The following is a 22,314-nucleotide window of genomic DNA, read 5'->3' as shown; positions in this document are numbered from 1 at the left end:
CAGCTTTCTGCACCCGAAATTGATCCATCGCAAAGACGCAGCCCCGCACTTGGCTACGACTGGTTCCCACGCAATGAGGAACCCCGAGCATGTCGCAGCACACACCCAATGAACTGACCACGATCTTCGCCCGCGACCGCGAGCTTGTCACGCGCCTGAAGCAGGACAATGCGCACTATGCCCGACTGGCCGACGAATATCACGAGGTGAACCGCGAGGTGCACCGCATCGAGGCAGAGGCAGATGCCGCCAGCGACGAACGTGTGGAGGCACTCAAGAAAAAGCGCCTCGGCCTGCTCGACGAAATCTCCGCGATCGTGACCGAGGCGCGGACGCTTGGCGAAATCCAGCCCTGAGGCTTGCTCGCGCCGCCTCCGTCCCGGCGCGATGCTGCAAGGCAGGACGGCCAATGCTGTTGAGGAAAACCGCGCCATGAACCCGATCAAATTTGCCCCCATTGCCCTTATCGCGCTGGCGGCGTGCGCCCAGGAACCCGAAGAAAAGACCTATGAAGCCGATGTCGAGGATGTCGGCGGCGGCGAGCTGATTGTCACGCAGGAAGATCCCGATGCCGTGCCGGTCGACCTTCCCGAAACTCCGATGACCCCGGTGCCGGTAGATGGTGAGGACGCCAGCGCCGAAGAGCCGCCAGCAGAATAGGCGCGCCGGGACCAGGCTGCGGGATGGCTGGCTGGTAAAACGCGCAGGTGCCTTTCCCCTCGGCTGATCCCTTGCTAGGCCTGCTGCAAGCGGGTCGCGCTCGTGAGGGGATTTTGGATGAGCCAGGCCGCCGGCCGCCGTGCGCGGAATATCGAGGAATTCGGGGCGAACATGGGCGCGCTCGCCGCGGCCGAACCTCAGCCGCACCACACGATCGTTCCTCAGCCGGGCGATATCTTCATCACCAGCTGGGCCAAGAGCGGCACCACCATGACGCAGCAGATGTTCCATCAGCTGCGCATGATCGCCGCCACCGGCAAGAGCGACATGGACTTCGACGACATCAGCCGGATGACGCCGTGGGAAGATACCGCGCTGATTCTCGACATGGACATGAACGCCCCCCAGCGCGCCGCGCCGCGCGGGTTCAAGAGCCACCGGGCATACGAAGGACTGCCGGACGGCGCGCGCTACATCATCACCCTGCGCGATCCGCATGAGACGTATGTTTCGATGCACCGTTTCTTCGATGGCTGGCATCTGGAAGCCGGGGCCATGTCACTGGAAGATTTCCTGCCGCTATGGCTGGGCGGAGGGCCGGGCGGTTGCGATTATTACGCCCATCTGCTGAGCTGGTACGCGCGCCGCGAGGAACCTGATACGCTGCTGGCGACCTATCGCTGGGCGGCGAAAAACCAGCCCGCTATGATCCGCAAGATGGCCGCATTCCTGGGGATTGAGGTTACCGAGGACCAGGTCGATGCGGTGGCGCACTGCACTTCGCGCAGCTTCATGCATGACCACAAGGACCGCTTCGACGATGCGATGATATGCGCCGTGATGGAAGAACGGCTCGGCATTCCCGCCGCCAGCGATTCTACCAAGGTCCAAGCTGCGGGCAGCGATGGGAGCATTGTGCCTGCATCGATCTCCAGCGAGATCGACCGGTTATGGGCCGAACGGATCGAACCGGTAACCGGACACAAGGACTACGCCTCGCTCGCAGCGGAAATCGACCAGCGCATGGGGTAGGCGATTATCCGGGGCCGCGCGCAAGACCGACTTTAAAGGCTTATTCCCAGCCCCATGCAGCGGGCGGGGCAGCGACCGGATCACTGGCATCGAATTCGACCCGGAACAGCCGGGTCGGATCGTTGCGGCGGGTGAGCTGATAGGCAAATCGAGCGCCGCTGTCGTTCGCTCGGTCGACCTCAACGCGCCATACATTCGTCAGCGATGCCTCCAGTCCTTCGCGTTCGAACAGGGCGATGGAGAAGGCGTCCACGGGGAAGTCTTGCACGCGCGCTGTTCCGGCGGACAGCGTATCGCCGCCATACTGCGTCACGGCGTCTACGGAGCCATCTTCGTGCCGGTGGTCGTGCTTGAGGCGCAGGCCGTCACTGGTGCGAGTGACAACCCAAGTGCGCGACCGGTTCCAGCCGCCTGGCGCTTGAGCGTCCGCGACGTGGAAGGCCACGGCGACGCGCGTGTCCGAACAGTCAGCCCAATGAGCTATCATCTGCTTGCCTGCCCAGTCGGCATCGCGCTCATCGCTGCTGGCGAGGCTGCCTTCATACGCGTTGCCGCAATGGCTGGAGAGCGCTTGCCAGAAACGCTCCTGCGATTGCGGCAGAGCCGGGGCGTCGGGCGCGCTGGCGCAAGCGGCCAATGGCAGGAGGAGGGGCAGGGCGAGCGTTCTGGTCATGATCATGAAGCCGGTGATGGCAGCGTGCGGCCTGACCGGCAAGCGGCACGCCGATCAAGCCTCTTTCACCCCGGCCATCCACCAGCTAATGCCCCTTGCCATGAAAACCAGCGAAGAACCCGACCAGCCGATGCACGAAGCAAGCACCAAGGCGCAAACGCTGATCGAAGCGCTGCCCTATTTCCAGCGCTATGCAGGACGCAGCTTTGTCGTGAAATACGGCGGCAACGCGATGGGCGATGAAGACGCGGAGCGGGAGTTTGCCGAAGACGTGGTCCTGCTCAAGGCGGTCGGCATCAATCCGGTGGTGGTCCACGGGGGCGGCCCGCAGATCGGGGCCATGCTCAAGAAGCTGGGCGTGGAAAGCACCTTCGTCGACGGGCTGCGGGTGACCGACAAGCAGACGGCGGAAATCGCTGAAATGGTCCTGTCGGGCGCGATCAACAAGGCGCTGGTATCGTCCATCGCGCGGGCAGGGGGCAAGGCTGTCGGCCTGTCCGGCAAGGATGGCAATCTCGTGACGGCGCGCAAGGTGGAGCGCACCACCAAAGACCCCGAAAGCAATATCGAGAAGGTGCTCGATCTCGGCTTCGTGGGCGAACCTTGCGCGGTCGACACCGCGATTATCGAGACAGCCACTGCGGCAGGCATGATCCCCATCATCGCACCCATCGGTTCGGGCGAAGATGGTCACACCTACAATATCAACGCAGACACCATGGCAGGCGCATTGGCATCGGCTCTTGGCGCTGCCCGGTTGCTGCTGCTGACCGATGTGCCGGGGGTGCTGGGCAAGGACGGTTCGCTGCTCACGGACCTGACGCCGGCCGACATCGCTGCCCTGCGCGCGGATGGCACCATCAGCGGCGGGATGATCCCGAAGCTGGAGACCTGCGTCGATGCGGTCGAGGCCGGATGCGAGGCCGCAGTTGTGCTTGATGGGCGTGTGCCCCACGCAATGCTGCTCGAATTCTTCACCGCGAGAGGTGCAGGCACCTTGATAAGCGCGGGATAGAGTGATCTTCGGTTGAGTCGTATCGCGAGGGGTCTTACATGCCTCAAACGGGTTGAGGTAACAGGCAGAACACATGGCATTTTTAGACGCGATTATTCAGATGGTGGGGATCGTTACGCGGGTCCTGATAACGCTAGTTATCGTCCAGTTCGTGATTGGCCTCCTTTTTGCATTCAACGTGGTGAACCACCGCAACCAGTTCCTGTCATCGGTATACGATGCAATAAATCGCCTTTTGGATCCGCTCTTCCGTCCGATGAGGAGGTTTCTTCCGAACACTGGCGCCATCGATTTTTCGCCCCTCGTGCTAATCATACTGCTCCAGTTTGTTATGATCCTTCTAGACGCGTTAAGAAGTAGCATCGGATGACTGCTGAACGGATCGACGGAAAAGCCTTTGCTGCCCTCCTGCGGGAGCGTGTTGGCGCGCTCGCAGGACAGTTCTCAAACAAGACTGGTCGCAAGGCGGGGCTTGCTGTGGTGCTGGTGGGCGAAGACCCGGCCAGCCAGGTCTACGTGCGTTCCAAGCACAAGGCGACCCTGGCCGCCGGGATGGAGAGTTTCGAGCATCGGCTGCCTGCAGATACGACCGACAGCGACCTGCTCGCACTGATCCAACAGCTCAACAAGGACGATGCCGTAGACGGCATTCTGGTCCAGTTGCCTCTGCCGGACCATCTCGACGAGCAGACTGTCATCGCAAGCATCAGTCCGGACAAGGATGTCGATGGCTTTCACGTGACCAATGCCGGACGACTGGCAGTGGGTCAGCGCGGGTTCGTGCCGTGCACGCCGCTTGGCTGCATGATGCTGCTGACCGACAGACTGGGCGATTTGTCCGGCCTTGAAGCCGTGGTTATCGGCCGTTCCAATATCGTCGGCAAACCGATGGCCCAGCTCCTGCTCGATGCCAACGCCACCGTCACCATCGCCCATAGCCGGACCAAGGATTTGCCGAGCGTGGTCAAGCGCGCTGACATCGTGGTTGCAGCCGTTGGCCGCGCCGAAATGGTCAAGGCCGAATGGCTCAAGGACGGCGCGACAGTGGTCGACGTTGGCATCAACCGCCTGCCGCCTGCCGAAGGCGAGGAAAAGGGGCGACTGGTCGGCGATGTCGACTATGCCGGCGCACAAGGCGTTGCTTCCGCAATTACGCCGGTACCGGGCGGTGTCGGCCCGATGACGATCGCCGTGCTCCTGCGCAACACGCTGGTTGCCGCATACCGCAACGCCGGTCTCGAAGTGCCGGAGAGCTTGTGATCCTTCGCATGATCGGCCTGACCGCCGCGGCACTCGCTCTTGTGGGCTGCGCTTCGGGACCGAGGTTTCCGCGTGAACGCTATGCGCGCGCGCTCGCTGCGGCTCCCGGCGCCGCGCAGCCAAGCCGTATCGTCGCTCGGGAAATCGAATTTCTCAAGGCTGCCGAGGCGCAGGGCCACTATGCGGCCGCCCGTGAATTTGCGGCCCCGCAGGCCAGCGCACTAACCAGCACTGGCGAGACTGCCGCAACTACCTGGGGGTCGGCGTTAGACGATCAGGAAGAGGTTGGACCCTGGTCCCCCACGATAGTCTGGATGAGCTGCGATGGCCGTCTTGCGGTGAGCGAGGGCCGCTTCGAGAACCGCCAGAAACTGGTGGGCAGTTATCTCACCGTCTGGCAGCGGGATCGCAAAGGCGACTATGAGTGGTTGCACAATGCTGCTGCGCTCGACGATCCGCAGCCGCCTGCAAAGACCGCTCCCGGCGATCCGGGACCCGGCGCGATCGTGGTCCCCGGCCTGGTGTCGATCGACGGTAATGTCACGGATTGCAAAATCGGCGAGGCTGGCGCGCTTCCCGCAGAGCCGGGCTATAAACAGGTTCTGTCGCCCGATCAGACGCTGGCATGGCGCTGGGCCTATATTGGCGACACCAGAATTTTCGAGGTCCACGCTCTGACCGATGGCGAATGGAAACGCGTCATCGAGAAACGCTGGCCTGCCAACGTTGGCGAAGGCAACTGACGATGACCCAGCTTTTCATCTCTGCATTCATCACGCTTTTCGTGGTGATCGACCCGCCAGGCTGCGCGCCGATCTATGCGGGTCTGACAAAGGGGGCAACGCCAGCCCAGCGCCGCAACATGGCGATCCGTGCGTGTTTCATCGCGGCGATCATCCTGCTGATTTTCGCGTTGTTCGGCGAGGATCTCCTCGGGGCACTCCACATCGAACTCGACAGCTTCCGTATCGCTGGCGGGTTCATGTTGTTCTGGATCGCATTTGAAATGGTCTTCGAAAAGCGCACCCAGCGCCGCGAAGACCGCGCGCAAAAAGTCGCCTCGACGCCTGAAGTCGAAGACGTGTCGGTCTTCCCGATGGCCATGCCGATGCTGGCGGGACCGGGTGCGATCGCTGCAATCATGCTGCTGATGAATGAAGCCACCGGTCTTGAGCAGAGCCTGGTGGTGTTGGGCGCGCTTGGTACGGTTCTGGTGCTGACGATGCTTGCACTGATCGCGGCCGGGCCGCTGATGAAGCTGTTCGGCGACCGGGTCGAAGCGGTGATCACGCGGCTTCTCGGCGTGTTGTTGGCCGCCCTGGCCGCACAATATGTCATCGATGGGCTGAAGGGCAGTTTCGGGATCTAGTCCCTACTGCAGGGTCACGATCTCGTCGTCATCGTCACGCAGCGCGAAGAACTGCATCAACTGGATCATCAGCTCGCAGCGGTCCGAAAGGGTGGGCGCCTCGAGAAGCGCCTGCTTGGCCGCTGAATCAAACGGGATGATCTGCGCAACGCCGTTGATCAGCGTTTCATCGTCCAGCCGTTCGACCGATTCCCAATCCACTTTGTATCCTTGCATCGCTGCGAAACGCTTGGCCTCGAATTCGAAGCCTGCTCGCTCAACGCTTGCGAGGAATTGCTCCGGCGGATCTTCGAGCAAATCTGCTTCGACCTGGCGGAAGGCGGTGTTCACATCGAGTTCGCGCAGGACGCGGAAGCGCGCTTCGCCTTCCAGCACGATGTTGTAACGCCCATCCTCAAGCGCTTCGACATCGCCGATCCTGCCAAGGCAACCAACGTCGTAAAGCGGAGCGTTGGTCACCGACGTCTGCGGCTGGATGATGCCGATCAACCGGTCTTTGGCAAGCGCGCTGCCAACGAGCTCGCGGTAACGTGGCTCGAATATGTGCAGCGGCAATTGCAGGCCCGGGAACAGGATCGCTTCCGGCAACGGAAAGATGGAAATTTTGCGGGTCAATGGTTCATCCAAACAGCAACCTCGAAAGCTTGCGCCTTGTCTCCACGACCCACGGATCTTCCAATCCGACAGCGCTGAAAATCTCAACGAGCTTGGTCCGCGCTGCACCCTCGTTCCACTCGCGGTCGGCTTCAACCATGGCGAGCAATTCCGCTGCCGATGCATCGCGCTCACCTGCAGCGAAGGCAGCTTCGGCGTATGCGAGGCGGGCATCCATGTCCTGCGGATTGGCCGATGCTTTCTCGCGCAGTCCGACGAGTTCGCTGTCGTCGACCTTGCTGCCTGCAAGATCGAGCGCGCTTGCGGCGGTCTCGATTGCGGGATCGGCGGCAATTGCGGGATTGGCCCTGGCCGCTTCGAGGACCTTTTTCGCTTCTTCGACCTGTTCGGCCTGAATCAGCGCGCGGATCAATCCGGCATGCGCTGGCGCGTTATCGGGAGCCATTTCCGTCACCTGTGCAAAGATGCCTGCTGCCCGCGCTGCGTCGCCGCCAGCGAGAATTTCCTCGCCCATTGCCACGAATTGTTCGGCCTGTTCGGCAGCCTGTGCCTGAGGATCGCCAGCGTCCCCGGCCTGGATCGGCACCTGCGCAAGGATCTGGTCGAGCGTCTGCTTCAACTGCGATTCGCTGCGGGCGTTTGTCAGGTCGGCGACGGGCTGACCCTGGAACATGGCATAGACAGTCGGAATGGATTGCACCTGGAACTGCGACGCGATGAATTTTTCCTTGTCGACGTCGACCTTCTTCAGGACCACGCCTTTATCGGCATATTCGGCGGCGACCTTTTCCAGCATCGGTGCCAGCGCCTTGCAGGGTCCGCACCAGTCAGCATAAAAATCGAGAATGACGAGCTTCGTCATCGAAGGCTCTACGACATCCGTCTTGAACCGCTCGACCGCCTTTTGCTCGTCGATATTCAACCCCATGCTCGCCACTGAAACCGCCTTTCCATCCTTGGATTACTGTTGCCCCCCATGTGGGCCTTCCTGTGCAAATGTGAAGGACCCATGATTAGTGCACAAGAGCGAGAAAAAAGCTGAACTTTTTCTCTTGCGGGACTCAGGCCGCGTTGCTAACTGCGCGCCTCCCCACCGGACCTTGCGGTTCGGTAGAGCGTCAGTGAGCGGGCGTAGCTCAGGGGTAGAGCACAACCTTGCCAAGGTTGGGGTCGGGCGTTCGAATCGCCTCGCCCGCTCCATTTCTCCGAAAAATCCGATAATGCGGGTGGCAGGCATGTCGTCTGTCGTGCCGCGTGCACATTTGGCGGATTGCGCTTGCAATGCGTAAAGCTGATGCTAATTCGCAGGTTATGTTGTATCACACCTTTCGCGCTCGACGTCCGCTAATCAGCTCCCTTTCCGTAATCGCTATCGCAGCCGCATCGCCTGCGGTGGCGCAGAACAGCGATCCTGAGGAGGTCAGCGCTGCTCAAGAGGGAGAGGTTGAGCCGGTAGCCGACGATTTGCACGACCGCAGGCTCGATTCACGCGGGACTATCATCGTCACCGCAGAAGGCCTGCGCCAATTCGACCTGCTTGCCGGCACGAGCGTGATGGAGGGCGATAATCTCGATCGCAATCTCGACGGCCAACTTGGCGAGGTGCTCGCAAGCATTCCCGGGGTCACGGCTACCGGATTTGCGCCCGGAGCATCGCGACCCATCCTGCGCGGTTTCTCCGGAGAGCGTGTAAAGGTGCTGGTCGATGGTATCGGCGCGATCGATGTTTCAAACACGTCTGCAGACCATGCAGTTTCCATCGATCCATTGACGGCCGAGAGCATCGAAGTCCTGCGCGGCCCAGCCGTCCTGCTATACGGCAGCCAGGCAATCGGCGGCGCGGTCAATGTCATCGACAAGCGCATTCCGCGGCGCGTCCCGAACGAAGCCATCCATGTCGATGCGATCCTGCGGGCCAACACCGCCAGCGACCTTCGCGAAGGCGGGGCATCGGTCGATATTCCTCTGGGCGGCGGCTTCGTTTCCCATTTTGACGGGTCTTACCGCAAAACGGATGATCTCGAGATTGCCGGATTCGTCCTCGCCCCGACGCTACGAGCTGAACTGCTCGAAACCGCAGCAGAGGAAGAAGCGGAGGGCGAGCTGGAGGAAGCTGCAGAACTGCGTGAAGCTGCGAACGCCAGCGGCGTGCTGTTCAACAGCGGCACTGAAACATGGACGGCCAATGCCGGTGTTGCCTTCTTCCGCGATCGATCGAACCTCGGTGTTTCCATCGGTGTTTATGACACTTTCTACGGCGTTCCGATTGCGCCGGGCGCCGGACACCACGAAGGTGAAGAAGAGGGCGGCGCAGAAGAGTCCGAGGAAGAAGGTCCGGAAACCGTCAACATCGGCCTGCGCCAATACCGCGCCGATATGCGCGGCGATATCTACCTCGGCGAGGGCGTGTTCGAGAAACTCAAGATCCGGGCAGGCTATTCCGATTACACCCACACCGAATTCGAAGGCGACGAAGTAGGCACCGTTTTCGATGTGCAGGGCATGGAAGCCCGCGCCGAACTGGTGCAGAATCCCAATGGACGCTGGCGCGGCTCGCTGGGCCTGCAGTATTATTTTCGCGATTTCTTCGCCGAGGGCGAGGAGGCTTATGTTGCCCCGAACCGCACCGAACAGGCCGCGATCTTCGCATTGCAGGAATATGGCGATGGGCCGATCCAGCTCGAAGGCGCGGCGCGTTTCGAAACCACCACGGTGGATTCGGTGCCGCTCGGGATCGAGCGTGACTTCAACGCTGTCTCAGGTGCTATCGGCCTAGCCTATGATGGCCCCGATGCGTTCCGGGCCGGCGTGAACATTTCCCGCGTGGCCCGCGCGCCCAGCGCCGAAGAGCTTTTCTCCAACGGCCCCCACATTGCGACGCAGCAGTTCGAAATCGGTGATGCGGATCTTGGGCTGGAGCGGGCATGGGGCGCAGAACTTTTCGCCCGTGGGCGTGTCGGCGACCTCGATTTCACCCTGGCCGCCTTCAAGAATTGGTTCGACGATTACATCTACCTGTCCGAAACCGGAGCGGAAGAGGATGAACTGCCAGTCTTCATCTATCTCCAGCAGGACGCCACCTATCAAGGCCTCGAAGGGGAGGTGCTGTGGCGCTTCCTCGACACCGGGAACTTTGCTTTGACGGCCGATTTGCGCGGCGAATATGTCGAGGCCGAGCTGTCCGATGGATCGGCAGTTCCGCGCATCCCGCCCATCAGCCTGCTGGGCGCACTCGAAGCGTCGACACCGGCGCTCGATCTGCGCGGCGAAGTCGAATGGTATGATGGTCAGGACGACGTTGCCGAGTTCGAAACCGCAACCGAAAGCTTCACCTTCGTCAACGCGATCGCAACGTGGCGCCCGATCCGGACGGAACCGTCGCTAAGCGTAATCCTCAAGGCCGAAAACATCTTCGATGTCAGCGGCCGACGTCACGCCAGCTTCACTAAGGACTTCGTCCCGCTGGCCGGCCGCAACTTCAGCGCTGCGGTCCGGTTCAGCTACTGACCTGATCAATCCTCGAGGGCGAAGGTAAGGTTGGCGCGCTCGCGCAGTCGCTTTACCAACGCTTCGCCCAAGAACGATCCGGGGGTGCCAACGCCGCCCTCGGCATTGCTTTCGAGCAGGGCCATGCCGGTTTCGCCCAGCATCCGGCTGGTCGAACCGTAACCCGGATCGTACTTTCCTTTTACGCCGTACTTGATGCGCTTGCCGTCGGGCCATTCGCCGATGAAAAGCACGTCGTAAAAGCCGTTCTCACGTTCTTCCGGTGTGGGTCCTTCGCCGGGCTTGGGCGGCTTTGCCCCGAACGGGTTCTTGGCCAGTTCGACCATGGCATTGGCCGCGGCCTTGCCCGCTTCGCCGGGGCTGGTGAGCACCATTTCGTCATAGCGAAAATCCTCGCCATACGGGTGACCGAGCAGGAAGTTGGTGCGGTGCACATTCTTGGTATTGATCGGTGCCATGACGAAAGGTGCGGCCCATTTGCCGACCTCTTCTTCGTAATGCGGGATCATTCCTGATGGCTGGTCGGGCCCGTCGAAACCCGGCGCAAGGGCGAAGGGATCGCGGATTACGCCGATCACCTTGGGGTCCTTCATCGCGGCCTTCATCGTCGCGCCGAGGCTTGCCGCAGTGCCCCCAGAGAATGTGCCCTGCATTGCGCGGACACGGCCTTTGACGCGCGGTGCGGGCGATCCGTGCATTGCCTTGGCTTCCTTTTGCAGCATCATCACGCCAAGGTCGAAAGGAATGGAGTCGAAGCCGGAGGAGAAGCATATCCGCGCGCCGCTCTTCTTCGCGGCCTCGTGGTGTTTGGCAATCTGCTGCGCCATCCAGGCAGGTTCGCCGCACAGATCGGCATAGTCGGTGCCGGTTTTTACACAGGCTTCGACCAGCGCATCGCCATAAAGCTGATATGGGCCGACAGTGGTCAGCACGACCTTGGTGCGCTTGCACATTGCCTCGAGGCTGGCGGGATCTGAAGCATCTGCAACGATCATCGGAGTGGTCGAAGGCGCTCCGATTTCATCGCGAACGGCGGTCAGCTTGTCTTCGCTGCGCCCTGCCATCGCCCACTTGGGACCATCGCTGCTGTCGCCATATTCCCGCACGAAATGTTCAGCGACGAGACGTCCGGTATATCCGGTTGCGCCATAGATCACGATGTCGAATTCGGTGTCGGCCATATCACTCTCCTCTATTCGAAGAAGATGTGGGCCGCGCGGGCGTCAGAGTCAAAGACGCAGCGTCAGGGCCGCGTTGATCGGATGTGGATCAGAGGCGAGGCAGCGTTACGCCGCGCTGGCCCATGTATTTGCCTGCGCGGTCCCGGTAGCTCGTCTCGCAGCGTTCGTTGCCCTTCAGGAACAGGAACTGACACGCGCCTTCATTGGCGTAGATCTTCGCCGGAAGCGGGGTGGTGTTCGAAAACTCCAGTGTGACATGGCCTTCCCAGCCCGGTTCGAGCGGCGTCACATTCACGATGATGCCGCACCGTGCGTAGGTGCTCTTCCCGAGACAGATTACCAGCACGTCTTCAGGCACGCGGAAGTATTCGACCGTACGCGCAAGGGCAAAACTGTTGGGCGGGATGATGCAGCAATCGGTCTTGCGATCGACGAAGCTGTTGGCGGCGAAATCCTTGGGGTCGACAATCGCACTGTCGACATTCGTAAAGATCTTGAATTCATCGGCCACGCGCGCGTCATAGCCATATGAGGACAAGCCGTAGCTGATGGTGCCATCGCGGCGCTGGCTTTCGACGAAGGGCTCGATCATGCCTTCGGTGGTTGCCTTGTCGCGGATCCATTTGTCGGAGAGAATCGCCATGCGTCTGTGATTCCCGACCAACGCTGCGCGGGCAAGCGGGAGGGGCATTTAATCCCCTCCCTTCTGTTTGAGCCCGAGATATCAGCTATCCGAGAAGAAGCCGCTTTCCTCCCAGCGCTGCCAGTCCCGGTTGTAAGCGAATTCGATCCAGTCATAGGCATTCGCCAGCACCCGCGTCTCGCAAACCGCGAAGGACGGTGATGCGCCTTTTCCGAACCTGAGCGAGCCGGTCGCACCTTCCTTGGTGATGCGAACTGTCTGGCCGTCTGCATAGCCATATTCGATCCCGCCGGACGGGGTCCGCGACAGGGAGATGTCGGCGATGATCCCGCTTCCAAGACCGAGGGTCATGAACGGGGCGGCAATCGCCACTTCGCCCGAACCGTTCAGTGAAGCGGGGCGATACCAGCCTCGCGGCCAGTAATTGGTAGTTGCTTCACCCGCGGTGTAGCTGACGCGGGGCATGGAGACAGGGGTGTCGCCGCCATTGGGAAGGCGCCCTCCTGCACAATCGCCCGTCACGGCGATCTGGCAACTGCGGTCGATATATCCGGTCCAGTAGCTGCCGATCCATTGGCGGTTATTCTCCTGAGCCAACCTGGTGCGGTGGTGGGCGAGGCGGATGCGCACATTGGATGGGGCCAGCTTGAAGGTGCCTGCGGGTGCGCCCGGCACCTGTTCTGTCAAACTGGACACCCCTTCGAAGCTGAGAGCGTGGATCGCATTCTTCCGATCGAGCCACGATTCAATGGCCAGATCGGTGTCGCGCATCGCCATCGCGGTTCCGCCCGGCAGGGTGATGGAAGTATCGATGGCCCTGATTGTCCCGCGCACATAGCTCATGAATCGCACCACGTTGATGTCGCGAAACTCGCAGTTTTCCAGCAATGTCATGGGCGGCGCTGCAGCGTCATCGCGGGTCGGCCATGCCTGGTTGTACAACAGCCCATCCGTCGCCCCGCTGCCCAGTGCCATGTGGTCGCAATCATACCAGCTGCAGCCGCGATAGACCGCGCGGGTTTTCGATACGTCTTCCTGCGCTTGGAAGCAGTCGCCGAAAGAACAATCGACAGCCAGGATCTCGGCATCGCAGCTTGGATTGATCGCGCTGCCGTTGGTGGTGGCAAATTTGCAGCGGGTCAGTTCCACGCGTTCGACTGCATTGGCTGCGCCGCCCAGATAGAAAATCTCGCCTTTCCAGCCCACCATGTCGGTGTCGCGGCAGACAATTTCACCGACATAGCAATCCTGAACCCACAGCGCCTTGTCGGTAATGTCCCAGCCATCGCCTGTGGCCGGATCGGCCGGCCAGACATAAGCTCCGCTATGCTGCCGGTTGCCCCGGAGGATCAGCCGGTCGAGTCCGAGCCGGGCAATAGCGCGCTGGCCTTCTCCGGGATCGGCCACGTCGCCTTGCAGGAAAATGCCTCCGCCGCGCCAGACGGACAGAGCGGGGTCGCTCAAGGAGGTTGGCACCAATTGCCAGTCGCTCTCCGGATCATTGCCGTCGAGCGCGCGGAAATCGAGCACTGTTCTACGGGCAGCCTTGCCGGTGAGAAGCAGTGATTTCCTCACGACGAGCGGGTGGCCGTCCTCTGCCCGGGTGTCCTGCGAAGGCGAGGTTCGCAGCGGGCAATCGACGCGGTAATGTTCGGCTTCGAAACAGACTTCCTGCACGCCGACAGCATGCGCGTAGTCGATTGCGGCCTGAATGGCAGGCTGGTCATTTACCGCGCCGCCGCCAACTGCGCCGCCTTGTTCCACGCTTAATGATGCGCGATCGGGAAGCAGGCGGAAGATGCGCGAATTGGCCGTTTGGAAGACGAAGCGAGGGTGCGCTGTCAGCAATTCCGCTTCGCAAAGCGCATCGGAAATATAAGTGGCAGCCCCGCGCGCGTTCTCGCTGTGGCCAGTGGATTCGAGGCGAACGATATCGAACGAGGGACTGCGCGCCGCAAGATCGGCAAACAGGGCGGGCAGGGCCTGGGCGGATTTCGCGGCGAGGCCCAGTGCGGGCAGAGCGAGCGCGTTCATTGGGCGAGCCTGTAGGTGAGGGTGCCCGAGGTCACTTCGCAATTGAGCCACAGCGTCGCCCCCACTTCGCTTTCCTGCCAGACAGGTTCACAAGCCGGTCCGGAAAAAGCGCCCCACTGGGCACCGGCTGCTGTGAGCGGGTGCAGCGTGGCTCCGCCGTCGGTTGACCGCATGACTTTCACACTCCCGGTAAAATCACCCGAGAGCGTGCAGAATACCGGTGTGAAGGGAACAGGCTCGAACGGACCGGCAACAAGATCACCTTGGGTCTCACCTCCCAGCGCGGGCGGCGCTGCGGGGGCGGTGGTTTGAACGGGCAGGGGCGCGGCAGTGGTGACGACAGCAAGGTTTCCCGTGCCATCATCAAGGCCAAGCGCCACGACGGGTGCAAAACCGCCAGGCGTCTGCAACGGAACGGGATCGCTCATCTTTCAGGTTCCTCTATGGAATTTGACGAGCCAAACCGGTTAATCAGGGGATTGAGTGTAGGAAAATGGTTTTTGCCTGCGCGCTTTCGCGGCAAGCGGGTGAAATGAAGGTCGCCGTTTTCCATCCGGGCACGCAGCACAGCCGCCAGACCGCGCTCGCCTTGCAGCAGCTTGGGCAGCTTGCCTTCCTTGCCACTGGCCTGTTCGACAGGCCCGGCGGGCGGCTGCGCAGGCTGGCAAAGCTGCTGCCAGGAGCTGCGGGCCAAGCGTTGGTCGGGGAACTGAACCGCTTTGCGAGTCCGCTGCTCGATCCTCAGCTGGTGCGCAGTTTTGCGCGCTACGAATTGCCGGAGCGGGTCCTTGCTCGTTCCGGATTCGGCAGCGTTGCGTCAATGTTCGACGCATTTGCGAATGACTGGTTCGCCCGGCGGATTGCCAAGATGGCTTCGGCCGAGGGGCCGTTTGCCTTGTGGGGCTATGACAATTCGTCACTGACCGCTTTCAGCCATTTAGCCGCTGCAAAAGTTCCAAAGATCCTCGACCGGACAATCGCTGACTGGCGGGAATGGAATGCGGCGATTGACCGGATTGCGGTCCGCCATGGCGATTGGCTTGGCCCGCAAGTGCGCCCTGCGTCCGCCAGCCTGATCGATCGCAGCGATGCCGAATACCAGCTAGCCGACCACGTGGTGTGTGGCAGCCCGTTCGTTATCGACAGTGTAATGCGGCACTCCGGCGTTCCTCAAATTGAGCACAAGCTACACCTGCTCCCATACGGGTTCGACCCTGCATTGTTCGGGAATGCGCCCGCCCCGGAGGCGCGACCTGAAGGCGAGCCGGTGCGCTTTCTGTTCGCCGGACAGCTATCGGCCCGCAAGGGGATCCAGCACGTGCTCGAAGCCATCCAGGATTTCAGCCCCGAAGAGGCCAGTCTTACCTGCGTGGGCAGCATCCATGTTCCTGAAGCCCGTCTTTCCACCTTGCGCAGCCGCGTTGATTTCCGCGGCCCGTTGGCGCGCGCTGAAATGCCCGCCTTAATGCAGGCGCACGATGTGCTGGTCCTGCCGAGCTATTTCGAAGGCTCTGCAGTTGTCCTGCTCGAGGCGCTTGCATCGGGCATGGCGATCATCAGCACTCCCCAGGCGGGTCTGGGGCCATCGCCGTCCAGCGGCGTGATGATCGACAAACCTGATACCGCCTTGCTCGGCGCTGCAATGGAGCGGCTCACAAGCGACCGCGACCTGCTTCTTTCGATGCGCCGTGCAGCAATTACCGATGCGGCGGAATATAACCACGATGCCTACCGCCGGAACATCGCAGCCTTCCTCGCTGGGATCGGTATCTAGCCGAGCAGGTCCTGCATCGCGGCTTCAAACCGGTCAATTATCATGCCCTTCGACCAGCGTTCGACCGCCGCGTGCCGCGCGCCTTCGCCCAGCCTTGCGCGTGAAGCAGGGTCGTCAGCCAACCGCTCCATCGCCCAGGCAAGCGCTTGGGGGTCTCCTGGTGGAACGATCGCTCCTGCACCCTCTACCTCGCTGGCAATCCCACTCCCGCGATGCGCCGTCGCCAGAACCGGACGGCCCGATGAGAGCATATTGCCAAGTTTGGACGGCAGCACGAGATCTTCGGCCTCGGCAAGTTGGGGCAGGAGATGCAGGTCCGCCATCTGGAGCAAGTCACCGACATCCTCGGCTGGCTGAAGATCGTGAAATTGAACATTTGCCAGACCCTGCGCCAGCTCTTCGAGCCGCAACCTGTTCGGCCCCTCGCCGCAAATGATGATCCGAATGTCTTCGCGGTGGGAGAGAAGCCGTGCAGCCTCGATCACGATCTCCAGCCCCTGCTTGTTCGCGATATTGCCCGAATAGAGCGCGACGAACTTTTCACCGAGGTTCCATTCCCCACGGTAATCACGGTCGCCCGCCGGGGCAGGGTGATTGGCCCAATTGCGCAATTCGAAGATGTTCGCGGGATCGACGCCTTTTTCGGCCAGCAGGTGCCGCATCGGTTCGCTGATAGTCGAGACCACGTTCGCTGATGCAAGCGCTCTTCGTTCGAAGCGCAGTGCGGCATCGGCAACCCGGCCTGCGCCAAGCAGACCCATCGCCCGCGCAGCTCCGACCTCGAAATCCTGCACATGCAGCCACAGCGGCACGCCTGCGCGCCGTGCCATCCGGGCAGCGACCGGCGCCGAAATGAGCGATGGCGCAACCGTCATCACCAGGTCCGGCTTCAGCTCTCGGCGTGCTTGCCGGGCTGCAGGATAGGCGCTGCTGGCGAAGCTCATGTGGTGCGCCATCCGGCGCCGCCCGGTAGGATTGGCCGGTATGTAATGCGGGCAGCGCGTAATCGTGACGCCGTTTTCGTGTGCTGTGTTCCAGCGCCCGCGAAGCAGGTCGTGCATCTTCCAGTCCGGATAATAGGGCTGGCCAACGATGGCCCGGACCTCGTGCCCCCGTTCGGCCAAGGCTTCGAGCAGACCGGCGCTGTAGGGTCCGATGCCGATCGGTTCGGGGGCGTAGTTCAATCCGATGAAAAGAATGCGCCGATTGCGTCCGGCAGCGCTCACGCGGAGCGCAGGCCGCTCAGGCCGGAGGCCCCGCCATCGCTGGCAGAAAGGCCGGCGAATATTGTGTCGATGATGGCGGCAAGTTTATCTTCCGCCAGCCGATCGTCGACCATGATCAGGAGATCGGGCATCGTATAGGCGATCGTCATCTGGTTGATCAGCGTCAGTGCGCGGTCGATCTCGAGGCCGGCGAAATATCCTTCCGCCTGGGCTTCGGCAATGAGGCCGCAAAGGTAATGGTCGGCCAGGTCGACATAGGATCTCACCTGTTCGAACCGCCGCGCGCCCAAATCGCACAGGACGGCAAAGGCGGCCGGATCCCGGCGGTATTCGTCCCGATTGTGACGGAACCGGCGGGCATAGAATTCATAGAACTTGCGATTGACGGGCAGATCGCTGTCGACGACCTCTTCCATGATCGCGCCATGCGGAGCGAACCAGAGTTCGGTGACCGCATCGAACAGGTCAGCTTCGCTGGGGAAGATCGCCGCGACCTTCGCGCGCGAAATGCCGGATTCTGCCGCCAGCGCTTCAGGCGTAATTTCGGCACCGCGGCGGCCGGTAAGCTCCATCGCAAGCGTGGCCAGCTGTTCGCGCTGGGTCTCGGGTTCGAGCCTGGTCACAGCCTGATCGATCTCGCGTAGGTCATCCGTCAATTGATAGAGGCCAGCGCGCGCCTATTCCAGAGCAATCGTACGCGTAATGCGCGTTTTCAGCCGGAAGTTTTGGGCGGCATCGGAATGAAGGCCGAGGTGCGGCGCTTGTATTCCTCGTACCCTGGACGCGAATGCTTCATGCCTTTTTCCAGCAGTGCTGCGCCCGACCATTTGACCAGTGTGAACGTCAGGAAGATCGGTCCCGCAACGGTCCACAGCGCGATATCCCAGCCCGCGCTCGCAGCTGCCAGCCAGATACCCCACCAGGCGCAAGCATCGCCGAAATAGTTGGGATGCCGGGTGTAGCGCCATAGCCCCTTGTCCATGACCTCGCCCTTGTTGGCCGGATCGGCCTTGAACTTGGAGAGTTGCCAGTCGCCTACCCACTCGAAGAATATCCCGGTGAGGAACAGCGCCAGGCCGGCCCAGGCAAGTCCGGTGATCGGTGCAGGTTCGCTGCTGGACAAAATACCGAGCTGCGCAGGCGAACTGACAAGGAACAGCAAGAGCGCTTGGCCAAGCCAGATCTTGGTCAGCGCAGCAAAGGCAAAGCGGCCTTTTTCGCGGTCCTTGCGCAGCATCCGCTCGTACCGCTTGTCCTCGCCTTCTGCGCGCCAACGACGAAACAGGTAGATGCCCAGGCGCAGCCCCCATGCGGCTGTCATCGCGAGGATCAGCGTCGCGAGTGCGCCGGGCTGTCCCAGCTGCATCCAGCTCGTGAATGCCATCAGCGCCATTCCGGTGCCCCAGAACGCGTCGATGAATGAGACATCGTCAATCTGGACCGAAATGACCCACAGGATGAGAACCACTCCGATCAGTATGGCAGCATTCGCCAGCAGGGCGTCAATCATCGTGCTTCCCCTTCTTCGATTAGGCGCAGAGCTTGTGCTTCGAGAACCTTGTACCGATGGTAATCCGGTCGTTTCTCCAGAAGATACTCGGCAATAGTCATGAGATCCCTGGGATAATTTCCGGTGGGATAAATGGGATCGCTGAAGCCAAGCTTGCGGTCCTTCCAGCTAACCCATGCAACGACGATCGGCACATTTGCTGCCTGCGCAATATGATAGAATCCGCTGCGCCATTCTCCATTGGAGCTGCGCGTGCCCTCGGCTGCGATAACCAGTGCCAGCTTGTCGGCTGCGGCGAAGGCATCTGCCACCTGTTCCACGTAGTTGGCGCGCTTGGTGCGATCCACCGGCACGCCGCCCATATCGAACATGAAGTTGCGCATCATGCCCTGGAATAGCGTGTGCTTGCCCATGAAGCTGGGCTCGACACCTTCTTCTGCCGTCGCGCCCGTAAAGAACACGAAGTCCCAGTTCGATGTATGGGGTGCGCCGGCGATGACGAATTTAGGTATGTCGGGCAGACCGCTCTCGATCTTCCAGCCTTGCAGCCGGTAAATCACCCAGATGATCCGCCGCACTATGCGCGACAGGATAGAGCGCTTGCGGCTCGTTGCTTGCGACATTTTCTCTCCCACGCGTTTGCCTAACACAAGTTAAGCGAATTGCGAGCCTACATCCTGAAGACGCCGAATTGCGGCCTGTCTGGGATCGGAGCTTCGAGCGTGGACGCGAAGGCCAGGCCGAGTACGTCGCGGGTTTGTGCGGGGTCGATCACCCCGTCATCCCACAGGCGGGCGGTGGCGTAGTAGGGGTTGCCTTCGTCCTCGTACTTCTGGCGTATCGGTGCCTTGAACTCTTCCTCTTGGTCTGGCGTCCAACTGTCCGCATCGCGGTGTACGGTTGCCAGGACCGATGCAGCCTGCTCGCCGCCCATCACGCTGATGCGGGCATTGGGCCAGGTGAACAGGAAGCGCGGAGAGTAAGCGCGGCCGCACATGCCGTAATTGCCTGCACCGAAGCTGCCGCCGATCACGACCGTGACCTTGGGGACGGTGGCGGTGGCAACGGCCGTCACCAGCTTGGCACCATGCTTGGCGATGCCTTCCGCTTCGTACTTCCCACCGACCATGAAGCCGGAGATGTTTTGCAGGAATAGCAGCGGAATGCGGCGCTGGCATGCAAGCTCGATAAAATGTGCGCCCTTTTGCGCACTTTCGGAAAACAGCACGCCGTTGTTGGCGAGGATCGCCACCGGCATGCCCCAGATATGCGCAAAGCCGCATACCAGAGTGCTGCCGTAGTGGTGCTTGAACTCGTGAAACTCGCTGCCGTCGACCAGCCGTGCGATGACTTCTTTCACGTCATAGGGTGCGCGGACATCATCGGGGATGAGTGCATAGAGATCGTCGGCATCAAATTTCGGCGGGCGGGGATCGCGCACCTCGACGCATCTGGCTTCGGCGTAATTGCCGCCTAGGTGGCTGACGATATCGCGCACGATGGTCAGCGCATGCTCGTCGTTTTCAGCGAGGTGATCGACTACACCGGATTTCTTGGCATGGAGATCGCCGCCGCCCAGATCCTCGGCAGTAATTTCCTCGCCCGTCGCAGCCTTGACCAGCGGAGGTCCGGCGAGGAAGATCGTGCCCTGTTCCCGGACGATTACTGTCTCGTCCGACATCGCGGGCACATAGGCGCCGCCCGCGGTGCAGCTGCCCATCACGCAAGCGATCTGCGGGATGCCCAGCGCACTCATGTTCGCCTGGTTGAAGAAGATGCGACCGAAGTGGTCGCGGTCGGGAAAGACCTCGGCCTGGTGCGGTAAATTCGCGCCACCGCTGTCGACGAGGTAGATGCACGGCAGGCGATTTTCCTGCGCGATTTCCTGCGCGCGCAGGTGCTTCTTCACCGTCATCGGGTAATAGGTGCCGCCCTTCACAGTGGCATCGTTGCACACGATCATCACCTGCCGGCCCGACACGCGGCCGATGCCTGCGATCATCCCCGCACCGTTGATCTCGTCCTTGCCATACATGCCATTGGCGGCGAGCTGGCCGATCTCGAGGAAGGGGCTGCCCGGATCGAGCAGGCGCTCGACACGTTCGCGCGGGAGAAGTTTGCCCCGCCCGACATGACGCTCGCGGCTGCCTTCGGAGCCGCCCAGCGCGGCGGCTGCGACGCTGGCGCGCAGGTCTGCGGCAAGCGACTTGTTATGCTCGAAACGCGCTTTTGCATCGGGCGCCTCGCGGTCGAGCGTAGATGTTAAAGCCGGTGCGGTCATTTGAACTCTCCCGGCTCAAGCCCTTTGACGATGATCGCATCTGCGGTGCTGCCCGCATCGCGGTACTTGCCGATTTCCTGATATTCGGGCGAAGTCAGCCAGGCGAAAAGCTGAGATTTGGTCGGAAATTCCATCAGCACCGAGCGCGTGGCTTTCCATTCTCCCGCGACGACCTGCGGCTCCTCATCCACACTGAGAAGCTTGCCGTCAAATTTGTCGAAGATATCCATGAAGCGTTCTTCGTATTTATCGTACTCCGCGCGATCATGGATCGTCATGCGCGAGATCATGTAGACTGCCATCAGCCAGCCGCTCCGATCAATTCGCGCCCAATCAGCATCCGCCGAATCTCGTTCGTCCCCGCGCCAATGTCGAGCAGCTTGGCATCGCGCATGTAGCGTTCTACCGGCCAGTCGAGCGTGTAGCCCGCGCCGCCGAGTGCCTGCACGCTTTCGGCAGCGACGCGGAAGGCGTTCTCGCTCGACAGCAGGATCACGCCAGCTGCATCGAAGCGCGTGGTCTGTTCATTGTCGCAGGCCTTGGCCACGGCATAGGTGTAGGCGCGCGCGGATTGCAGCGCGACATACATGTCGGCCACCTTCGCCTGCATCAGCTGGAAGCTGCCCAGCGGTTTGCCGAACTGGGTGCGTTCGCGAAGGTAGGGAATGACCGTGTCGAGGCACGCCTGCATGATGCCGAGCTGAATGCCCGAAAGCACGACGCGCTCGTAATCAAGCCCGCTCATCAAAACGCCGACGCCGCCGTTTTCCGGGCCCATCACGTTTTCGTCAGGCACGAAGCAATCGTCGAATACCAGCTCCGATGTGGGTGAGCCGCGCATACCGACTTTCTCGATCTTCTGGCCGATGGAAAACCCTTCGAAATCCTTCTCGATCAGGAAGGTGGTGATGCCGCGGCTGCCTGCTTCGGGCGATGTCTTGCCGTATACGACCAGCGTATCGGCATAGGGCGCATTGGTGATCCAGAACTTGGTGCCGTTGAGCACGTAGCCGCCATCAACCTTTTCGGCCTTCATCTTCATCGACACGACGTCCGAACCCGCGCCCGCTTCGCTCATCGCGAGGCTGCCGACGTGTTCGCCGCTGATCAGTTTCGGGAGGTATTTGGCTTTCTGCTGGTCATTGCCCCAGCGCGCGATCTGGTTGACGCACAAATTGGAATGCGCGCCGTAGCTCAGGCCGACAGACGCGCTTGCCCGGCTGACTTCTTCAACCGCAATCACGTGTTCGAGATAGCCCAGTCCAAGGCCGCCGTCAGCTTCGCTCACGGTAATCCCGTGCAGGCCGAGTTCGCCCATTGCAGGCCACAGTTCGGCCTTGGGGAACCAGTCCTCGCGGTCGACCTTCGCTGCAAGGGGTTCGATCTGCTCGTCCGCAAACCGCCCGACGCTTTCGCGGATCATGTCCGCGGCTTCGCCGAGCTGAAAATCGAAATCGGGGGTGGCGCGCATGTTGTCTCCTGATCGCCCGCTTCGGGGCCAATTCTCTCGCTGGCGCGATAGCGAAGGAATACC

General features: G+C 61.4%; 24 protein-coding genes and 1 tRNA gene. 11 read left to right on the top strand and 14 right to left on the bottom strand.

Annotated features, from left to right (window positions below):
* Positions 1–89: 89 nt before the first annotated feature.
* The 3 genes from K3166_RS11625 (at position 90) to K3166_RS11615 (ending at position 1,692) form a co-directional block, all read left to right on the top strand.
* Positions 90–356, top strand: coding sequence for an HP1242/YdcH family protein (locus tag K3166_RS11625; protein WP_221422374.1), 267 nt, complete (start codon positions 90–92; stop codon positions 354–356).
* Positions 337–660, top strand: a complete 324-nt coding sequence (locus tag K3166_RS11620) for a hypothetical protein (RefSeq protein ID WP_247714634.1) — start codon at positions 337–339, stop codon at positions 658–660. Before K3166_RS11625 ends, K3166_RS11620 begins: the two co-directional genes overlap by 20 nt.
* 117 nt (positions 661–777) lie before the next feature.
* On the top strand, positions 778–1,692 hold the full coding sequence (locus tag K3166_RS11615) for a sulfotransferase domain-containing protein (RefSeq protein WP_221422373.1): 915 nt from the start codon (positions 778–780) through the stop codon (positions 1,690–1,692).
* A gap of 40 nt (positions 1,693–1,732) precedes the next feature.
* Here K3166_RS11615 and K3166_RS11610 read toward each other — a convergent pair whose 3' ends face one another.
* Positions 1,733–2,371, bottom strand: a complete 639-nt coding sequence (locus K3166_RS11610) for a hypothetical protein (RefSeq protein WP_247714633.1) — start codon at positions 2,369–2,371, stop codon at positions 1,733–1,735.
* A gap of 124 nt (positions 2,372–2,495) precedes the next feature.
* On the opposite strand from K3166_RS11610, the gene argB reads away from it, so the two are divergent.
* From argB to K3166_RS11585, 5 genes are all read left to right on the top strand, one after another.
* A complete protein-coding gene (gene argB, locus K3166_RS11605; RefSeq protein WP_221424092.1) occupies positions 2,496–3,380 on the top strand; it encodes an acetylglutamate kinase in 885 nt (294 codons plus the stop codon).
* Between the two features lie 73 nt (positions 3,381–3,453).
* Positions 3,454–3,750, top strand: coding sequence for a YggT family protein (locus K3166_RS11600; protein ID WP_221422372.1), 297 nt, complete (start codon positions 3,454–3,456; stop codon positions 3,748–3,750).
* Positions 3,747–4,640: a bifunctional methylenetetrahydrofolate dehydrogenase/methenyltetrahydrofolate cyclohydrolase FolD gene (folD, locus tag K3166_RS11595; RefSeq protein WP_221422371.1), complete on the top strand. Its 894-nt coding sequence runs from the start codon at positions 3,747–3,749 to the stop codon at positions 4,638–4,640. The genes K3166_RS11600 and folD overlap by 4 nt, the downstream gene beginning before the upstream one ends.
* Complete coding sequence (locus K3166_RS11590) at positions 4,637–5,383, top strand: hypothetical protein (protein WP_221422370.1); 747 nt, start codon at positions 4,637–4,639, stop codon at positions 5,381–5,383. Before folD ends, K3166_RS11590 begins: the two co-directional genes overlap by 4 nt.
* Before the next feature lie 2 nt (positions 5,384–5,385).
* Entirely contained in the window at positions 5,386–6,009 is a 624-nt protein-coding gene (locus K3166_RS11585; protein ID WP_221422369.1) for a MarC family protein, read from the top strand.
* Between the two features lie 3 nt (positions 6,010–6,012).
* Here the strand turns inward: K3166_RS11585 and K3166_RS11580 are convergent, their stop codons facing one another.
* A complete protein-coding gene (locus K3166_RS11580) occupies positions 6,013–6,624 on the bottom strand; it encodes an LON peptidase substrate-binding domain-containing protein (protein WP_221422368.1) in 612 nt (203 codons plus the stop codon).
* A gap of 4 nt (positions 6,625–6,628) precedes the next feature.
* On the bottom strand, positions 6,629–7,552 hold the full coding sequence (locus K3166_RS11575) for a tetratricopeptide repeat protein (RefSeq protein WP_221424091.1): 924 nt from the start codon (positions 7,550–7,552) through the stop codon (positions 6,629–6,631).
* 197 nt (positions 7,553–7,749) lie between these two features.
* Between K3166_RS11575 and K3166_RS11570 the strand changes: the two genes are divergently transcribed.
* Positions 7,750–7,824, top strand: a tRNA-Gly gene (locus K3166_RS11570).
* A 192-nt stretch (positions 7,825–8,016) separates the two neighbouring features.
* Positions 8,017–10,131 (top strand): TonB-dependent receptor, encoded by a 2,115-nt coding sequence (locus K3166_RS11565; protein ID WP_345719133.1) that lies wholly within the window; start codon positions 8,017–8,019, stop codon positions 10,129–10,131.
* A 5-nt stretch (positions 10,132–10,136) separates the two neighbouring features.
* On the opposite strand, the gene K3166_RS11560 is transcribed toward K3166_RS11565, so the two are convergent.
* The 4 genes from K3166_RS11560 to K3166_RS11545 form a co-directional block, all read right to left on the bottom strand.
* Entirely contained in the window at positions 10,137–11,312 is a 1,176-nt protein-coding gene (locus K3166_RS11560; RefSeq protein WP_221422366.1) for a saccharopine dehydrogenase family protein, read from the bottom strand.
* An 88-nt stretch (positions 11,313–11,400) separates the two neighbouring features.
* Positions 11,401–11,955, bottom strand: a complete 555-nt coding sequence (gene dcd / locus K3166_RS11555) for a dCTP deaminase (RefSeq protein ID WP_221422365.1) — start codon at positions 11,953–11,955, stop codon at positions 11,401–11,403.
* 81 nt (positions 11,956–12,036) lie between these two features.
* Complete coding sequence (locus tag K3166_RS11550; RefSeq protein ID WP_221422364.1) at positions 12,037–13,989, bottom strand: hypothetical protein; 1,953 nt, start codon at positions 13,987–13,989, stop codon at positions 12,037–12,039.
* On the bottom strand, positions 13,986–14,417 hold the full coding sequence (locus K3166_RS11545; protein ID WP_221422363.1) for a hypothetical protein: 432 nt from the start codon (positions 14,415–14,417) through the stop codon (positions 13,986–13,988). The genes K3166_RS11550 and K3166_RS11545 overlap by 4 nt, the downstream gene beginning before the upstream one ends.
* A 104-nt stretch (positions 14,418–14,521) precedes the next feature.
* Here K3166_RS11545 and K3166_RS11540 point away from each other — a divergent pair, with 104 nt between their 5' ends.
* A complete protein-coding gene (locus K3166_RS11540; RefSeq protein ID WP_221422362.1) occupies positions 14,522–15,763 on the top strand; it encodes a glycosyltransferase family 4 protein in 1,242 nt (413 codons plus the stop codon).
* On the opposite strand, the gene K3166_RS11535 is transcribed toward K3166_RS11540, so the two are convergent.
* The 7 genes from K3166_RS11535 to K3166_RS11505 are packed head-to-tail and all read right to left on the bottom strand — an operon-like array spanning position 15,760 to position 22,251.
* A complete protein-coding gene (locus K3166_RS11535; RefSeq protein ID WP_221422361.1) occupies positions 15,760–16,989 on the bottom strand; it encodes a WcaI family glycosyltransferase in 1,230 nt (409 codons plus the stop codon). The two genes, K3166_RS11540 and K3166_RS11535, sit on opposite strands and share 4 nt — an antisense overlap.
* On the bottom strand, positions 16,986–17,645 hold the full coding sequence (locus tag K3166_RS11530) for a hypothetical protein (RefSeq protein WP_247714632.1): 660 nt from the start codon (positions 17,643–17,645) through the stop codon (positions 16,986–16,988). The genes K3166_RS11535 and K3166_RS11530 overlap by 4 nt, the downstream gene beginning before the upstream one ends.
* A gap of 56 nt (positions 17,646–17,701) precedes the next feature.
* Complete coding sequence (locus K3166_RS11525; protein ID WP_221422360.1) at positions 17,702–18,499, bottom strand: DUF1295 domain-containing protein; 798 nt, start codon at positions 18,497–18,499, stop codon at positions 17,702–17,704.
* On the bottom strand, positions 18,496–19,122 hold the full coding sequence (locus tag K3166_RS11520) for a 1-acyl-sn-glycerol-3-phosphate acyltransferase (RefSeq protein WP_221422359.1): 627 nt from the start codon (positions 19,120–19,122) through the stop codon (positions 18,496–18,498). The genes K3166_RS11525 and K3166_RS11520 overlap by 4 nt, the downstream gene beginning before the upstream one ends.
* A gap of 47 nt (positions 19,123–19,169) precedes the next feature.
* Positions 19,170–20,780 (bottom strand): carboxyl transferase domain-containing protein, encoded by a 1,611-nt coding sequence (locus tag K3166_RS11515; protein WP_221422358.1) that lies wholly within the window; start codon positions 20,778–20,780, stop codon positions 19,170–19,172.
* Positions 20,777–21,082 (bottom strand): DUF1330 domain-containing protein, encoded by a 306-nt coding sequence (locus tag K3166_RS11510; RefSeq protein ID WP_221422357.1) that lies wholly within the window; start codon positions 21,080–21,082, stop codon positions 20,777–20,779. Before K3166_RS11510 ends, K3166_RS11515 begins: the two co-directional genes overlap by 4 nt.
* Positions 21,082–22,251, bottom strand: a complete 1,170-nt coding sequence (locus K3166_RS11505; RefSeq protein ID WP_221422356.1) for an isovaleryl-CoA dehydrogenase — start codon at positions 22,249–22,251, stop codon at positions 21,082–21,084. Before K3166_RS11505 ends, K3166_RS11510 begins: the two co-directional genes overlap by 1 nt.
* Between the last annotated feature and the right edge of the window lie 63 nt (positions 22,252–22,314).

The sequence above is a fragment of the Qipengyuania psychrotolerans genome (assembly GCF_019711355.1).
Lineage (GTDB): Bacteria > Pseudomonadota > Alphaproteobacteria > Sphingomonadales > Sphingomonadaceae > Qipengyuania > Qipengyuania psychrotolerans.
The sequence above is the reverse complement of the archived record's forward strand: the minus strand, read 5'-3'. Positions and strand labels throughout refer to the sequence as shown.

Excerpts from the sequence above, each read along its gene's own strand:
- K3166_RS11625 (WP_221422374.1), top strand. The coding sequence starts at position 90 with ATGTCGCAGCACACACCCAATGAACTGACCACGATCTTCGCCCGCGAC.
- K3166_RS11615 (WP_221422373.1), top strand. The coding sequence starts at position 778 with ATGAGCCAGGCCGCCGGCCGCCGTGCGCGGAATATCGAGGAATTCGGG.
- K3166_RS11610 (WP_247714633.1), bottom strand. The coding sequence starts at position 2,371 with ATGATCATGACCAGAACGCTCGCCCTGCCCCTCCTCCTGCCATTGGCC.
- argB (WP_221424092.1), top strand. The coding sequence starts at position 2,496 with ATGCACGAAGCAAGCACCAAGGCGCAAACGCTGATCGAAGCGCTGCCC.
- K3166_RS11600 (WP_221422372.1), top strand. The coding sequence starts at position 3,454 with ATGGCATTTTTAGACGCGATTATTCAGATGGTGGGGATCGTTACGCGG.
- folD (WP_221422371.1), top strand. The coding sequence starts at position 3,747 with ATGACTGCTGAACGGATCGACGGAAAAGCCTTTGCTGCCCTCCTGCGG.
- K3166_RS11585 (WP_221422369.1), top strand. The coding sequence starts at position 5,386 with ATGACCCAGCTTTTCATCTCTGCATTCATCACGCTTTTCGTGGTGATC.
- K3166_RS11575 (WP_221424091.1), bottom strand. The coding sequence starts at position 7,552 with ATGGGGTTGAATATCGACGAGCAAAAGGCGGTCGAGCGGTTCAAGACG.
- K3166_RS11560 (WP_221422366.1), bottom strand. The coding sequence starts at position 11,312 with ATGGCCGACACCGAATTCGACATCGTGATCTATGGCGCAACCGGATAT.
- dcd (WP_221422365.1), bottom strand. The coding sequence starts at position 11,955 with ATGGCGATTCTCTCCGACAAATGGATCCGCGACAAGGCAACCACCGAA.
- K3166_RS11550 (WP_221422364.1), bottom strand. The coding sequence starts at position 13,989 with ATGAACGCGCTCGCTCTGCCCGCACTGGGCCTCGCCGCGAAATCCGCC.
- K3166_RS11545 (WP_221422363.1), bottom strand. The coding sequence starts at position 14,417 with ATGAGCGATCCCGTTCCGTTGCAGACGCCTGGCGGTTTTGCACCCGTC.
- K3166_RS11540 (WP_221422362.1), top strand. The coding sequence starts at position 14,522 with ATGAAGGTCGCCGTTTTCCATCCGGGCACGCAGCACAGCCGCCAGACC.
- K3166_RS11525 (WP_221422360.1), bottom strand. The coding sequence starts at position 18,499 with ATGATTGACGCCCTGCTGGCGAATGCTGCCATACTGATCGGAGTGGTT.
- K3166_RS11520 (WP_221422359.1), bottom strand. The coding sequence starts at position 19,122 with ATGTCGCAAGCAACGAGCCGCAAGCGCTCTATCCTGTCGCGCATAGTG.
- K3166_RS11515 (WP_221422358.1), bottom strand. The coding sequence starts at position 20,780 with ATGACCGCACCGGCTTTAACATCTACGCTCGACCGCGAGGCGCCCGAT.
- K3166_RS11510 (WP_221422357.1), bottom strand. The coding sequence starts at position 21,082 with ATGGCAGTCTACATGATCTCGCGCATGACGATCCATGATCGCGCGGAG.
- K3166_RS11505 (WP_221422356.1), bottom strand. The coding sequence starts at position 22,251 with ATGCGCGCCACCCCCGATTTCGATTTTCAGCTCGGCGAAGCCGCGGAC.